Genomic DNA, 12,972 nt, shown 5'->3' with positions numbered 1-12,972 from the left:
GGAATGAGCACCGGGACGAACGCCGCCGCGCCTGTCCTCGGGCACCGCCCGCGGCGCGCCTCCATCGGACTCGAACTGAGCAAGATGCGGCGCCTGCGCACCGTGCCGGTGGCCGCGGCGCTCGCAGCCGCCACGGTCGCCCTGTCGGCGGCGAACCTGTTCTCCGCATCCGCGCGCGCGGGCTTCTCCTCCCCCGACTCCCGTATCTGGGAGGAGCTGCTCCTGAACTACACCCTCATGTCCGCGATCACCGGGCCGATCCTGGCCGCGGTCCTCGCCAGCCGCCAGACCGACATCGAGCACTCCGGGGCGGGATGGACGCTCTTCGCCACCGCCGGGCGCACCCCGGGAGCGCTGTGCCGGGCCAAGGTGGTGGCCCTGAGTCTGGTAATCGCGCCCGCCATCACCTGCCAGAGCCTGGCCCTGGTCGGCTCGGCGCGCCTGGCGGGAGTCGCCGTCCCGCTCAGTCCCGGCCCGTGGGCGCTGTACACCGCTGGGCTGATCGCCGTCGACCTGGCCCTGTGCGCCTTCCACGTGTGGCTGGCGGCGGTCAAGGAGAACCAGCTCATCGGGGTCGGAGTCGGTCTGCTCGGCTCTTTCGTCGCCGTCTACATGCTGCTGGCGCCCGCCTGGGTCGCCCGCCTGGCACCTTGGGGCTACTACGCGGTCATCTCCTGCGCCCGGGTTGACACGAACACCCAATACGCCCAACACACCATGCCTCCTCTGGGATGGGTGGTCGCCTTCCTGATCCTGGCCGCCGTCCTGTTCATCGCGGCAACTCGGCGGCTCGACCGGATCGAGAGGTGATTCCCATGACTACTGATATGACTCCTGTGGCTCCTATGAATCCTGCATCTGCGACCCGTGTCCCCGATTCTCACCGGTTCCGCACCGAACCGGCCGGAAGACCCCGGCATACTGCCTTCACTGGTTTCACTGCGCTCATCGCGGTCGAGGCTCTCAAGTTGCGACGCTCATCGGTGTGGGTGGTCGCCCTCATCCTGCCCGTCCTGGCGGTCGTATCCGGATCGGTCAACTACATGATGAATCGGTCACAGTTGTCCCACGGCTGGGACAGCCTGACCTCCCAGGTCTTCATCTTCTACGGAATGTTCTTCTGCTCCCTGGGCCTCGCCCTGTTGGCCGCAGCGTCGTGGCGTCCCGAGCACCGCGGCACGAGTTGGAACACGATGCGCACCACCGAGCACAGCCCGGTTGCTATCGCCGCCGCCAAGACCCTGGTCATGACGGCGCCCGCAGCCGCTATGCAGATGGTCGTCATGCTCCTGACCTGGGCGGTCGGAGCGGGCCTCGGTCTGGGCGCCGCCCCGCCGGCGGCCTTCGTGGCCGAGTGCCTGCTCAGTATCCTCGCGGCACAGCCCCTGATCGCCGTGCAGTCCCTGCTGAGCATGCGGATGCGATCCTTCGCGGCACCGGTGGCCGTGTGCGTCCCCGGCCTGGTGGTGAGCATGGCGCTGGTCATGAACGGCAGTTGGGTCGCCAACGTGTGGCCACAGGCGCTGGTGACTCGGGCGCTCACCCTGGGCAGCACGGCCGTGAGCGGCTCCGCTGCCATGGATGTCGGCGGCGTGGCGACCCTGCTGGCGGGAACGGCCCTCTCGGCGCTCGTGTGCTGGGGGCTGCTGATCACCGTGGCACGGCGCACCGGCGGGGCCCGGTAGCCGATAGCCGGTAGCCGACCCGCCCGACTCGCCCTGCGCTCGGCGGCGGTCCCCGAAGGACCCCAAGACTCCGCGGAGCGCCGCCCAGGTGCAGATGAGCCCCGGCGGCGTCAACAGGTCGGCAGATCGTCTATGGTGCTGGCCATGGCCTCCCTCCTCAGCCGGATCCTCAGCATCTTCAGCATCTTCGGACCCGCCGCCAAGAGCGCGGTAACCGACGCCGTCAAGGGAGAGCTGCAGCGGCGCAGCACTGTCACGGAGGCGGCGCAGGACGTCGAGCCGACCGGCCATCAGGGTTCTGCCTCTTCCTCGGAGCGAACCGCCCACCCCGCGCCATCACGATCGTCATCGCAGCACCCGGGCCGGCGGCACGACTCGCGCTCGGGCGATGGATCGCCGTCGGTTCAGGCCCCGTCCGAGGCGAGCGTCTACGACGTCGGCGCCCTGGGCCTGCCCGACTTCGCCTACTCCCCCGATCCCGATGGCGAGCCCGACCCCGGTGAGGTCGTGTGGACCTGGGTGCCTTACGAAGAGGATGCGTCCCAGGGCAAGGATCGACCGGTCCTCGTGCTCGCCCGTCAGGCTGAGTCCGCGTCCGGTGAGCGGCTGGTCGTGGCGCAGATGACGAGCAAGGACCATGATCGCGACGCCGCCCAGGAGGCCCGGTGGGGACGCTACTGGCACGATGTCGGCACTGGGGACTGGGACTCCCGGGGACGGCCCAGCGAAGTGCGCCTGGACCGTCTGCTGGTGGTCGAGCCCTCCGCGGTGCGTCGCGAGGGGGCCACCATGAGCCGTGGCGTCTTCGACGGAGTCGTCGCGGCCCTGCGCGCTCATTGGGGGTAGGGCAGTAAGATCCTCCTCACGAGCGGCCGCGTGCGAGACAACCGAGACAACCTCGATCGCGGATTCCGGTCAGGTGAGGCGAGGAGTCGTCCAGCGATCCGCGACAAACCTCACGTTCACGTGCGAGCAGCTCCCCGAGGCCACCACGGCGACAAATGCTAAAGTGCTTTCTTGGACCTCTGGCCTGGCCGGCTGCGGGGTCCGGCGACCGGGTCTCGTCGCGTGCTTCCACCAGCTCTCGTCGGACCCGTGTGCGCGAACCCTCCTCTCCGGCCGCTGACCACACTCGATTCAAGAAAGCTCTCACCAACCGTGGCGAACATCAAGTCCCAGATCAAGCGCATCAAGACCAACGAGAAGGCCCGCCTGCGCAACCAGTCCGTCAAGTCCGAGCTCAAGACCTATGTGCGTCGCGTCCGGGAGGCCATCGACGCCGGCGACAAGGCCGCCGCCGAGGAGCACCTGCGGAAGGCCTCCCGCAAGCTGGACAAGGCCGTCTCCAAGGGCGTCATCCACAAGAACCAGGCCGCGAACCGCAAGTCCAAGCTCGCCAAGCGCGTCGCCACTCTCTGAGGCCGGCTGAGAGCCGATCGGGATCGGCATCCGCAGGCGCCGGCTCGGGCCGGCCCGAACAGCCGCAGCCAGACGTTACGTCAAGGGCGCCTCCCTGCTATGGGGAGGCGCCCTTGACGGCTCTCCGAGCCGTGTCAGTAGACCTACTCTGCAGACCTACTTTGCGCCGTCGGTGCCGCCAGGAGCATCCTGGTCATCCCTGACCGGCAGGGGTGCGTCGTCGGCCTTCCGGACGAGCCGGGATGGCCACCAGATCGCCCTGCCGATGTCATAGGACAGGGCCGGCACGAGCAGCGAACGCACGACGAAGGTGTCGAGCAGGACGCCGAAGGCGACGATGAAGGCGAGCTGAGCGAGGAAGAGGATCGGAATCACGGCCAAGGACGCGAAGGTCGCAGCCAGCACCATGCCCGCCGAGGTGATGACCCCCGCCGTGATGGTGAGCCCTCGCAGAATTCCCTCACGAGTGCCGTGCTCGATCGCCTCCTCTCGCACTCGGGTCATCAGGAAGATGTTGTAGTCGATGCCCAGGGCGACGAGGAAGACGAAGCCGTACAACGGCACCGCGGGATCGGCGCCCGGGAAGTGCAGAAGGTGGTTGAACACGACGGCGGAGACCCCCATGGCAGTGCCGAACGAGATCACCGTGGTCGCGATGAGCAGCACCGGTGCGACAACGGAGCGCAGCAGCGCAATGAGGATGAGCAGGATGACGACGAGGATGATCGGAATGATGAGGTTGCGGTCATGAATCGCAGCCCTGTTGGTGTCCACGGCCGTGGCCGTCACGCCCCCGACCAGTGCGCCCGGAGCCTCCTGGGAGAGCTCGGCGCGCAGATCGCGCACCGTATCGCCCGCGGCCTGAGAGTCCGCCGCATCGACCAGCGTGCCCTGAATGAGAACGCGGCCATCCACAACGGTGGGCGCGGGTGCGGGAGTTCCGGGCGGCCCGTAGGCGGTGATGCCGTCCTCGGTGACCGGCGCCGAACCGCTGGGCGAGTCGGCGGAGGTCACGCTCACCCCGTCGATCCCGGGGCTGGCGAGCAGCACGTCGGAAACCGCTTGAAGCTGCTCCTCACCTGCCACCACCCTCACGGGACTGCCGGACCCTCCCGGGAAGTGCTCGCCCAGTGCGACCTGTCCCTCGCGCGCCTGAGAGGCGCCCAGGACCAGATCCGAGGAGGGCACGCCGTCGGCCTTGAGCTGGGTGACGCCAAGGGCCCCCACGAGCAGGACGACGGCGGTGACCACCCAGACCATGCGCGGACGCTCCCCCAGCAGACGGGAGATCCTGGCCCACAGGCCGGAGGAGGCACCACTGTGATCGGCGGCAACCGCCTCGGGTTCGTAGAGCGGCCGCTTCGGCCAGAAGGCGGTGCGTCCGAACAGCACCAGGATGGCCGGCAGAAGCGTCAGGGCGGAGACCATGGCGAAGACGATGCCGATCGCGGTGACCGGCCCCAGTGTGCTGTTCGACTTCAGATCGGACAGGGTCAGTGTGAGCAGCCCGGCGATGACTGTCCCGCCGGAGGCCACGATCGGCTCAACCGAGCCCTTGAGAGCTTTCCAGCAGGCCTGCCAGGCGTCCTGAGTCACCCGCAGCTCCTCGCGGTAGCGGGCGACGAGGAGTAGGGAGTAATCCGTTGCCGCCCCGATCACGAGGATGAACAGGATCCCCTGGGTCTGGCCGCTCAGGAGCAGGATCCCCCACTTGGCGAGCCACCATATCGTCAGCAGGGCGGCGCACAGGGCGAACAGGCTGGTCGAGAGCACGGCCACCGGCAGCAGGACGGAGCGGTAGACGAACAGGAGAATGACGAGCACCACCAGGAGAGCCACTCCCAGGAGCAGGCCGTCAATACCGGCGAAGGCCCCGATGAGGTCGGCGCTCAGGCCGGCCGGGCCCGTGAGGTGGACAGTGACTCCTTCAGGCGCCTCGGCACGCAGGGTGTCGGAAACTGCGTTCGCCACGTCGGCGATATCGGTCCCGGAGTCGATGGGCACGAAGGCCTGGACAGCCATCCCGTCCTCGGAGGGCAGCGCGGGAGATGGAGTGCCCACGCCCTCGATCTCTGCGAGTCCACCGACCTGTTGACTGATCTGCTCGAGCTGGTCCTGGCTCAGCTCGCTGTCGCCGACGAAGACAGCGATCGCGGGTACCTCGTCGGAGTCGGTGAACTCACCGAGCACGTGTTGAACCTGGGTGGCGTCGGCGGACTCCGGAAGGAAGGCCGTTTGGTCATTGGAGGACACCTCGGAGACACGGCCGAAGTAGGGTCCCCCGATCCCCGCAGCGCTCACCCATACCAGGATGAGCACGGCGGGCAGGAGGACACGCAGCCACCTGGGCGCTCGGCTCATTCCCGATGCCGAGGACTGCGGGTATTTCGAGACTTGCTGGACCCACGGTGACGACGCGCGTGATCCAGGCGGTGCGGATGGTGCAGATGGAGTAGATGCTGATTGGTCCGAATCGGCGGAATCAGTGGTCTCAGCGGATTCGGCGGACGACGCATTGTTCATAAAATAAACCTTTCAGGGGTGTTTATATCTTAAAGAAATGTTGTGAGATCTTCACGATGGCGTGGCTTACGCCCGCCTCACGGCGACCGACGTCCGGCAGCGTTAAGATGCTGAAGGCCGGCGCGATCTGGCCGAACTGATTCATCTCGCCCCAGTCAATTCACAACTCAGTCAGGAGTGCGCATGCGCATAGGCTTCGATCGGGACAAGTACTTGCGCATGCAGTCCGAGCGCATTGCGGAGCGCCGTGCCCAGTTCGGCGGCAAGCTCTACCTTGAGTTCGGGGGCAAGCTCATCGATGATATGCACGCTTCGCGCGTACTGCCCGGCTTCACCCCGGACAACAAGATCGTCATGCTCGCCGAGCTCGCCGACGAGGTCGAGATCATCGTCGCCGTCAATGCGAGGGATCTCGCCCGGAACAAGGTTCGCGCGGACCTCGGCACCGGCTACGAGGACGAGGTTCTGCGGCACATCGACGCCTTCCGCTCCTACGGCCTGCTGGTGGGAAGCGTCGTCATCACCCAGTGGACCGAGGACAACCCCCAGGCCCGGGACTTCAAGCGCAAGCTGGAGAAGCTGGGCATCACGGTCTACCGCCACTATCCGATCCCCGGATATCCCGGGGACGTCGCCCTCATCGTCTCCGAGCAGGGCTATGGGCGCAATGAGTACATCGAGACGTCCCGCAATCTCGTCGTCGTCACCGCTCCGGGGCCGGGCAGCGGCAAGATGGCCACCTGCCTGTCGCAGATGTACCACGACCATGCCCGCGGCCTGTCCTCCGGCTACGCCAAGTTCGAGACCTTCCCGATCTGGAACCTGCCCCTGGATCACCCGGTGAACATCGCCTACGAGGCCGCTACCGCAGACCTCGACGACGTCAACATGATCGATCCCTTCCACCTGGCCGCCCACGGCATCCAGACCGTCAACTACAACCGCGATGTCGAGGTCTTCCCCGTCCTGACCCGCCTGTTCGAGGAGATCCTGGGGGCCTCGCCCTACCGGTCCCCCACGGAGATGGGCGTCAACATGGCGGGCTCCTGCATCAGCAACGACGAGGTCTGCCGCGAGGCCAGCAAGCAGGAGGTCATCCGTCGTTATTACAAGGCGCTCGTGGACGAGAAGCGCAACATGACCGACCCGGTTCAATCCGCACGCATCTCTCTGCTCATGTCCAGGCTCGGTATCGAGAAGAAGGATCGTCCCGTGGTGCCGCCCACACTGCGCCTGGCGGCATCCACCGGAGCGCCCGCCTCCGCGATCGAGCTGCCCGACGGGACGATCGAGCTCGGCAAGACCTCCCCGCTGCTGGGCTGCTGCTCGGCCATGCTGCTCAACGCGCTCAAGCGTCTGGCGGGGATCGGCCGGGACGTGGACCTGCTGTCCAAGAGCTCGATCGAGCCGATCCAAACGCTCAAGACCCAGCACTTGGGAAGTCACAACCCGCGCTTGCACACCGACGAGGTGCTCATCGCCCTGGCCGTGTCGGCCAACGGCGACCGCAACGCCGCACTCGCCCTGTCGCAGCTGGAGAACCTGCGCGGGTGCGACGTGCACACCTCGACGATCCTGGGAAGCGTGGACGAGGGCATCTTCCGCTCTCTCGGAATCCAGGTCACCAACGAGCCCGTGTACGCGACCAAGTCGTTGTACCGCAAGCGCTGACGAGCATCAGAGCCCGGCCGCGCCGGATTTCCCGTGTTGCCCACGTGTCCCGATTTCCTGAGGTCCTGAGTTCCTGAAGGCCCCGGGGCGGGAGGGGGCGCGGCCATCATCATCTCGCAGGCACAGGAGGATCATCATGTTCACCGGAATCGTTGAGGAGCTCGGGCGCGTGGAGCGCGTGGAACGCACGGGGGCGTCGGCAAGGCTGACGGTCCACGCCCCGCGAGCCATGGAGGGGACTCGACCGGGTGACTCCATCTGCGTCAACGGGTGCTGCCTGACCGTCGCCGAGCCCCGCCACGACGCCTTCACCGCCGATCTCATGGCCGAGACGCTCGAGCGGACCGGACTGGGCGAGCTGGCCGTCGGCAGTCCGGTCAACCTAGAGCGGGCGCTGCGCCCCGCCGACCGCATGGGCGGGCATATCGTTCAGGGCCATGTCGACGCCACAGCACAGATCCTCGAGCGCCGCCACGAGGACCACTGGGACATGCTGCGCGTCTCGGTGCCCGAGGACCTGACTCGCTACGTCGCGGTCAAAGGCTCTATCGCCATCGACGGGGTGTCGCTGACCGTGGTCGATGTCGCCGATGTCATCAGAGCCGCCGAGGTCGCCGGAACAGTCGAGGTCTCAGAGAGCACCGGCTCCTCGGGATCGCTGACCGTCTGCCTGATCCCCGAGACCCTGCGCCGCACGACCCTGGGCGTCAAACAGCCAGGTGACAGCGTCAACCTGGAAGTCGACGTCATGGCCAAGTACATCGAGCGTCTCCTGGGCACGGTCGCACAGCAGGCGCGGTGATGCGTGACTCAGGAATGCAGGAGTCAGTCGCGCAGTAAACGCAGCAATGCCGCCTCAACGGCCGGCTGATTGAGACGGGCGGGCGCCGCCCGTCCCCCGGGCAGGCGCCCCGACACCAGCAGTAGCTCAGGACTCAAGGTTCAGGGTTCAGGCGCGACGTCAACGGGCGGGAAGCCGCCCCCGGCGGGCGTTGCAGATGGTGAGCACTGCCCGCTCGACGGCATGAACGGGGTCGCGCGCCTCGCCCTTGACCTCGGCATCCGCTCGGGCGACCGCGGTAATGGCAACGGCCAGGGCGTCATCAGACCAGCCGGACAACTCGCGGCGAGCGCGATCGACCTGCCAGGGCGCCATACCCAGATCCTTGGGACTCATGCCCCGCCTGCCCCCCAGGGCGGCTACACGGGCCAGCTGACGGATCTTCATCGCCAGGGCGGCGACGATCGGCACTGGATCGGTGCCGGTGGCGATGGCGTGACGCAGAGCGGTGATGGCCTTGGCGACGTTGCCCGCCGCCGCCGCATCCGCCACGGTGAAGCCGGTGGCCTCGAATCGCCCCGCGTAGTAGGTATTGACCGCCTGGAGGGTGATGGTGCCCTGCGTGTCGGCGACGAGCTGATCGACGGCCGAGCACAGCTCGCGCAAATCGGAGCCGAGGGCGTCGACGAGCGCGCCAACGGCCTCGGGCTCCATACGGCGGCCCATGCGGCGCGCATCAGAGCTCACGAGCGCGGCCTTGTCCTTGGGAGACTTGACGGCCTCGATGGTCACCACGGGGTAGGGCGACTTGGCCAGGGCGTTGAGGAGCTTTCTGCCGCGCTGGCCGCCGTTGTGGCGCAGCAGGACGACGACCTCGGGGGCCGGAGCGGAGATGTAGGCCAGCAGGTCCGTCAACAGCGCGTCGTTCATCTGCTCCAGGGCGGGCACCAGCACGAGTTTCGGCTCGCCGAAGAGAGAGGGGGACGCGAGGGTGTCGAGCTGGTGGGGCTCGTAGGCGGCGGCCTCGATCGTGCTGATCTCGGTGGAGGGATCCTGCTGACGCGCTTGAGCCAGAAGCCGGCTCACCGCGCGGTCGGCGAGGATCTCCTCGCCCGCGCGGATGAGGACGACCGGTGCGAGGTCGACCTGATCCCAGGCGGGTCCTTCCGGTGTGCGTCGGGAGCCTCGGGAGGAGCGTCGGGTCGGTGCCATGGGGCAAGCCTGCCACGCAGCGCCGAGATACCCGTCGAGGCGAACACGGGCCGATCACAGGCGGCGTCGGTGCGAGCCTCGCAGGCAGGACCCACAAGCCCCACAGGCAGCCAGCAGACTCGCGCGCCCCCGCCGTGAGGCTACCGCCGCTCCGACGGCCTCGAGCGCCGCCAGAGCGAGGGCGCCGCCGCGCCCGCCGGGCCACCCCAGGCTCGCTGCCGGCAGGTCGGCGAAGAATCCGGCGACAACCACCAACCAGGAGCAGCAGGCGGCGGCGGGCAGGACCACAGCGCTCGCGAGCGCGGACCACCACGGCGCCACGAGTGCTGCGAGCAGCCCGGCCACGGTTGCCACGGGCACGACCGGTGCCGCCAGGACGTTGGCCGGCACCGCCCACGTGCTCACCTGGGGCTGGATGAGCACGAGGACCGGGGCGCAGGCGGCCTGGGCGGTCAACGGCACAGCCAGAGCCCCGGCCGCCCACCGGGGCAGCCTCCGGGACAGCGCCGCCCGCGCGGGCTGCGCACCCAGCAGGATCCCCGCCGTCGCCACAACCGAGAGGGCGAAGCCGAAGGAGCGTGCCTGCCAGGGATCGATGAGCAGCAGAACGATGATGGCAGCGCCCAGCGCCGGCAGGGATGCCGAGCGCCTTCCGGAGGCCGCGCCCATGAGCAGAACCCCGCCCATGGCCGCCGCCCGCAGAACAGAGCCGCCGGGCCGCACCAGGACGACCAGCGCCGCCAGTACCAAAACGCCGACGAGGGCCCGCCACCGCCTGGGAAGCACCCCGAGGCCGCTCATGACCAGGCCCAGGACAATGGCAACATGCTCTCCCGACACCGCTGTGAGATGGGTCATCGATACGGTGCGCATGTCCTTGCGGACATCGGCGGGCAGAGCATGGTCGTCTCCCAGCGCCACCCCGGAGACGAGCTCGGGCGCCCCAGCCGGCCAGCGCCATCGGCCCGACACCGCGTGCGGATGCTGCACAGCATCGGCGAGCCCGGCTCGCAGTGAGCCGACCACGGCCAGAGCACCTGCCGGCGGTGCGATGAGCCGAACAGCAGCGCCAGAGCCCACGACGGCGGCGTTCGCCTCCCCCGGATCGCCGGGACTGGGCACCGCGCGCACGCGCACGGTGGCGCCCATGGGCATGTCGAACCACTCCTGGCCGCCCAGAACCAGGGCGCTCAGGCGGGAAGCGCGCTTGTCGACAGTGGTGACGGCGAGCTCCGTCACCACGGTGGTACGGCCGGGCCCGGGCACTGCACGCGGCTCGGCCTTCACGGTGCCGATGAGCGTGACGGTGCGCCCGTCGGCAACCGCCCGGCTCAAGGGGTCAGCGGCCCGACTCCATGAGCCGGCGGCGGCTACGGCGAGTACCGCCACCGCGGCGACCGTGCTCAGCAGAAGGCCGGCGCACACCGATCCAACAGCAGATCCTTTCAGGTCTCCGGCACCGGGACGCGGATCGTAGCGGTGCCGCGGAGGCCGGAAACGATGAGTGCAGATCCCCAGGGGGAGGGCGAGGACCATCAGGACGAGGGCCGCCATCAGGATTCGGGACCACGCCCGCTCACCGGGAAGGCCGATGGCCCAGGCGGCACTGGCCCAGGCGGCCAGGGCCGGCAGGAGCAGACGCACATCCAGTGCGGCGGGAGCGGATTCGCGCACTCGGTGATGAGGATGCCTGCTCCTCGAACGCCGTGAACCTCCTGGTTCGACGGGCTCGTCCCCTGGGACTGGGGCCCATGCCTGACTCGGTGCCTGACTCAGGGCCGGACTCGATGCTGGAGCGTTCTGCTTCCCGGTCAGGCGGCCTCCCTGAGAGGAAGGGTCTCCACAGGGCGGGCTCATACGGTCGCCTCCGTCTTGAGGGCCTCGAGCTTGGCCTTCCCAATGCCGGGCACGTCCGTCAGATCGTCGAGGCTCGCGAAGGGGCCGTTGGCCTGTCGATGGCTGATGATCCGCTCAGCCAGGGCGGGCCCGATCCCGGGCAGTTTCTCGAGATCGTCGGCGGAGGCGGTGTTGATGTTCACCAGACCCGAGCCATTCGTCGCGCCAGCGGTGGGCGTGGCCGAGCCCGAATCCGCAGAAGGGGCCGCTTCGAGCGCCTCGCCCGTCACCGGGACGCGCACCTGTTCGCCGTCAGTCACGGGCCTGGCGAGGTTGAGCTGATCGGTCTGGGCGTCCTCGCACGCTCCGCCGGCCGCATCAATGGCGTCGACGACGCGCGAGCCCGCGGGGAGTCTGACAACACCCGGCGTGTGAACGGCGCCGATGACGTGCACGAGAAGCTCGCCGGTTCCATTCGGCTCGGCACTGGTCGCTCCCGGAAGTGCGCCCGTTCCCGCCGAATTATTATCAATGGAGCGCCCGCCCACCGGCGTCTCGTCGGCTCCGGATGTCGTGGTCGCCGCCGGGATGGCTTGAGACCGGGAGCCAGGTGAGGTCAGCACTGTGCGCAGCGCAAGGAGGAGTGCAAGGGCGAGGAGGGCGGCGCCCAGGATCATTGCGGCCCGTGGCGCCACGGCGGCGCGCCGGGGCCTGCGAACCGGCTCCTCCGGGTCGGTGGAGCAGGCCAGGCGCACAAGACTCTCGAGGCTCTGGAGGGACCGCCCGCCCCGTCGTAACGCTCGTCGACCACTCATGACGACGACGGTAGAACCGCGGTGATCGGGGGCGCTCACCGCCTGTGGACAGCAGCTGCGCGAGGGTGCACGAGACCCGCTTGTGGAGCCGTGCAGGTCCGGTGTGCGCGCTTCCGGTGCTGCTGGATCGCAGACGGTGCGTGCGGACCTCAGGCTCGCGCGGCCCCGGTGACGGTCACCTTCCGCGCCCCAGCCAAGGGGCGATGGCGATGCCCAGCGCCCCGGGGCCCAGGTGGACGCGGTGGGCGGCGTCCACCGGCGAGCGCATGATGGACTCCACGACCGCCCCGGCCTGAGCCATCGCCTCGGCCAGGTCGTTCTCGAGCTCCCTGCCCTGGGCAGGATCCTCCCCGTAATGGACGGCCAGGCGCACGGGCTCGACCGGCGGCCTCGGCCCGCTCAGATGCGCGCCGCCCGCGGCACGAACGGCCTGGGCGATCAAATGGCGCCGCGCCCTTGCCGAACCGCGCACGGTCTCGGCGACGGCAACGCCTGCCGCTGACATGGTGAGCACGGGCCGGATCCCGAGAGCGCCGCCCATCAGACCGGTCGTGCGGTCCACGCGCCCGCTGCGCCGCAGGCCAGACAGATCCTCGACCAGGAAGAAGGTGTGGGAGCGCGACGCAGACTCCCGGGCCCGGGCAGCGCCGCGGCGCGCATCACCGGCCTCGCCCGCCGCCAGGGCGGCCAGGCCCAGCGCCCCGCCGGAGACGCCGGAGTCCAGGACGAGGACCGAGCGGCCTCCGGCGGCGAGCTCTTGGGCGGCGAGACGGGCGTTGTCCACCGTGCCCGACAGCACCGAGCTGATGTGGATGGCGAGGACCTCATCGGCGCGCTCCAGGGCGAAGGCGTAGGCGGCCGCGAGTTCAGCGACACTTGGCCGCGCGGTGGACGGAGTCTCACCATCCTCGATCGCATGGAGCGGCACGACTTCAATGCCGCAGCGGTCCGCGAGCGCCGGCGGCAGACAAGCGGCGGAATCGGTGACGACGGCGAGGGTCATGGCTTTAGGGTAAATGGTGGTGGGGGA

11 protein-coding genes are annotated in these 12,972 nt (G+C 68.8%); 6 read left to right on the top strand and 5 right to left on the bottom strand.

Annotated features, from left to right (window positions below; translation table 11 throughout):
* Nucleotides 1-3 precede the first annotated feature (3 nt).
* The 4 genes from W5W_RS0108715 to rpsT all read left to right on the top strand — a co-directional run bounded on the left by W5W_RS0108715 (nucleotide 4) and on the right by rpsT (nucleotide 3,104).
* Complete coding sequence (locus W5W_RS0108715; protein ID WP_017195127.1) at nucleotides 4-810, top strand: ABC transporter permease; 807 nt, start codon at nucleotides 4-6, stop codon at nucleotides 808-810.
* Between the two features lie 5 nt (nucleotides 811-815).
* Nucleotides 816-1,685, top strand: a complete 870-nt coding sequence (locus W5W_RS0108710) for an ABC transporter permease (RefSeq protein ID WP_029574201.1) — start codon at nucleotides 816-818, stop codon at nucleotides 1,683-1,685.
* A gap of 144 nt (nucleotides 1,686-1,829) precedes the next feature.
* Nucleotides 1,830-2,531: a type II toxin-antitoxin system PemK/MazF family toxin gene (locus tag W5W_RS0108705; protein WP_029574200.1), complete on the top strand. Its 702-nt coding sequence runs from the start codon at nucleotides 1,830-1,832 to the stop codon at nucleotides 2,529-2,531.
* Between the two features lie 312 nt (nucleotides 2,532-2,843).
* Nucleotides 2,844-3,104: a 30S ribosomal protein S20 gene (rpsT, locus tag W5W_RS0108700; protein WP_008729616.1), complete on the top strand. Its 261-nt coding sequence runs from the start codon at nucleotides 2,844-2,846 to the stop codon at nucleotides 3,102-3,104.
* A gap of 156 nt (nucleotides 3,105-3,260) precedes the next feature.
* Here rpsT and W5W_RS0108695 read toward each other — a convergent pair whose 3' ends face one another.
* Nucleotides 3,261-5,465 (bottom strand): MMPL family transporter, encoded by a 2,205-nt coding sequence (locus tag W5W_RS0108695; protein ID WP_017195124.1) that lies wholly within the window; start codon nucleotides 5,463-5,465, stop codon nucleotides 3,261-3,263.
* Nucleotides 5,466-5,810: 345 nt separating this feature from the next.
* Between W5W_RS0108695 and W5W_RS0108685 the strand changes: the two genes are divergently transcribed.
* Together W5W_RS0108685 and W5W_RS0108680 are read left to right on the top strand one after the other, a co-directional pair.
* On the top strand, nucleotides 5,811-7,298 hold the full coding sequence (locus tag W5W_RS0108685) for a DUF1846 domain-containing protein (RefSeq protein ID WP_017195123.1): 1,488 nt from the start codon (nucleotides 5,811-5,813) through the stop codon (nucleotides 7,296-7,298).
* A gap of 136 nt (nucleotides 7,299-7,434) precedes the next feature.
* Nucleotides 7,435-8,100 (top strand): riboflavin synthase, encoded by a 666-nt coding sequence (locus W5W_RS0108680; protein WP_008729647.1) that lies wholly within the window; start codon nucleotides 7,435-7,437, stop codon nucleotides 8,098-8,100.
* A 159-nt stretch (nucleotides 8,101-8,259) separates the two neighbouring features.
* Here the strand turns inward: W5W_RS0108680 and holA are convergent, their stop codons facing one another.
* The 4 genes from holA to W5W_RS0108660 all read right to left on the bottom strand — a co-directional run bounded on the left by holA (nucleotide 8,260) and on the right by W5W_RS0108660 (nucleotide 12,945).
* Complete coding sequence (holA, locus tag W5W_RS0108675) at nucleotides 8,260-9,291, bottom strand: DNA polymerase III subunit delta (protein WP_008729648.1); 1,032 nt, start codon at nucleotides 9,289-9,291, stop codon at nucleotides 8,260-8,262.
* Nucleotides 9,292-9,345: 54 nt separating this feature from the next.
* A complete protein-coding gene (locus tag W5W_RS14840; protein ID WP_017195122.1) occupies nucleotides 9,346-10,965 on the bottom strand; it encodes a ComEC/Rec2 family competence protein in 1,620 nt (539 codons plus the stop codon).
* A gap of 179 nt (nucleotides 10,966-11,144) precedes the next feature.
* Complete coding sequence (locus W5W_RS0108665; protein ID WP_017195121.1) at nucleotides 11,145-11,882, bottom strand: ComEA family DNA-binding protein; 738 nt, start codon at nucleotides 11,880-11,882, stop codon at nucleotides 11,145-11,147.
* Between the two features lie 235 nt (nucleotides 11,883-12,117).
* Nucleotides 12,118-12,945 (bottom strand): DegV family protein, encoded by an 828-nt coding sequence (locus W5W_RS0108660; RefSeq protein ID WP_017195120.1) that lies wholly within the window; start codon nucleotides 12,943-12,945, stop codon nucleotides 12,118-12,120.
* Between the last annotated feature and the right edge of the window lie 27 nt (nucleotides 12,946-12,972).

The organism is Actinomyces massiliensis 4401292 (assembly GCF_000269805.1).
GTDB classification, from domain to species: Bacteria; Actinomycetota; Actinomycetes; order Actinomycetales; family Actinomycetaceae; genus Actinomyces; species Actinomyces massiliensis.
The sequence above is the reverse complement of the archived record's forward strand: the minus strand, read 5'-3'. Positions and strand labels throughout refer to the sequence as shown.

Excerpts from the sequence above, each read along its gene's own strand:
- W5W_RS0108715 (WP_017195127.1), top strand. The coding sequence starts at position 4 with ATGAGCACCGGGACGAACGCCGCCGCGCCTGTCCTCGGGCACCGCCCG.
- W5W_RS0108710 (WP_029574201.1), top strand. The coding sequence starts at position 816 with ATGACTACTGATATGACTCCTGTGGCTCCTATGAATCCTGCATCTGCG.
- W5W_RS0108705 (WP_029574200.1), top strand. The coding sequence starts at position 1,830 with ATGGCCTCCCTCCTCAGCCGGATCCTCAGCATCTTCAGCATCTTCGGA.
- W5W_RS0108695 (WP_017195124.1), bottom strand. The coding sequence starts at position 5,465 with ATGAGCCGAGCGCCCAGGTGGCTGCGTGTCCTCCTGCCCGCCGTGCTC.
- W5W_RS0108685 (WP_017195123.1), top strand. The coding sequence starts at position 5,811 with ATGCGCATAGGCTTCGATCGGGACAAGTACTTGCGCATGCAGTCCGAG.
- W5W_RS0108680 (WP_008729647.1), top strand. The coding sequence starts at position 7,435 with ATGTTCACCGGAATCGTTGAGGAGCTCGGGCGCGTGGAGCGCGTGGAA.
- holA (WP_008729648.1), bottom strand. The coding sequence starts at position 9,291 with ATGGCACCGACCCGACGCTCCTCCCGAGGCTCCCGACGCACACCGGAA.
- W5W_RS0108660 (WP_017195120.1), bottom strand. The coding sequence starts at position 12,945 with ATGACCCTCGCCGTCGTCACCGATTCCGCCGCTTGTCTGCCGCCGGCG.